This window comes from Specibacter cremeus (assembly GCF_003946885.1).
GTDB lineage: Bacteria > Actinomycetota > Actinomycetes > Actinomycetales > Micrococcaceae > Specibacter > Specibacter cremeus.
In genome coordinates this window covers 1-1,089 of sequence record NZ_RWKQ01000040.1, presented here as the reverse complement: position 1 = coordinate 1,089, position 1,089 = coordinate 1, and the positions used below count along the sequence as shown (strand labels likewise).

The 1,089-nt window shown below is 67.9% G+C and carries 1 pseudogene; it reads left to right on the top strand.

Annotation, left to right across the window (positions count from 1 at the left end):
• Positions 1–349 (top strand): annotated as a pseudogene (locus EJC77_RS14795) (hypothetical protein); the annotation flags it as partial.
• Positions 350–1,089 lie beyond the last annotated feature (740 nt).

Below are 1,089 nucleotides of genomic sequence, written 5' to 3'. Positions count from 1 at the left end.
TCCAGAAACCGCGGTCCGAGACCGGCACCTTGAAGGGTCGGTGCACGTTCGGGAACTTCGTGCGCAGCTTGACGGCGGCCGGGCGATCAACACCGCCCGCGGCGGCGCGCGCCAACGGGTGGGAACGGGCCAGCAGTCGCCGCTGCAGGGCTTGAGCGCCGGCCAACCGCTGATCTTTAACCTCGACGGCACCCACCTCACCACCTATTCGGAAAAATACAACGCACGCCCGATGCGGAAGCAGGACTTCGGCTTCCACCCGTCGGCCGCGTACGTCGATCTGCTGCGCCGGCGCCGCGATGGCGCCCTGAATCCTCGAGAAGGCCTGGACGCGGACCGACAACAGTGATGGGTCCGAATACGACGGGGCGTGTTTGTCGAGATCACCTATCATGGAGATAACCGGCATGCATGGCGGTCGTGACGGCCAGTTGCGCCAGGGCCGCCCCGGCGTGGAGGCCCATCCTGCCGGCAACTTCCAGGATCCGGTCCGGGAGGCGCGACGGCTCCCACCGGCGGGCGACGCCTTGGCGAAATCGGGCACCCGCGTCCAGGCGGTCAACTCGGTGCCGGGCATGAGCAGATGGAACCACACGGCATTGCCAGTGAACGCCTGCAGGGACAGGCTTTGCAGCCCGGTCCACTTGGCGTCCCGGATCCTGTCCTCGCACCGGGCTCGCGGGCGGTGGTTGACTTCCAGGACGGGCACTTGGCCGCGGTCCTGAATGCAGCGCGAACGCGCTGTGGCGCATCGAAGCCGAAGTCCGTGAGGGATAACTGGCACCAGGCGGCACCGGTGGGGCTGTTTCTTACGCGCGACGACCCGCACCACTTTGCGCCGGGAGGACAGGTCGGGTATTCCGGCCACCACGACGGAACCGCGACGACAAAGGCCCGGAAACACAACAGGCGCAGGGCGCGGAACCCTCATCACCACCGCCACCGTCACCGTCAGCGGGCCTTCCGCGCGCCCCTGTGCCGCAATCAGGACCGTCACGCAGCCGCAAGTCCCAGGGCCCCGGAAAGGTCGGCGAGTAGGGCTGTGACCTGCGGCTTTGTTGCCGTGTGAGCGGCGTGGCGTGGGTGACG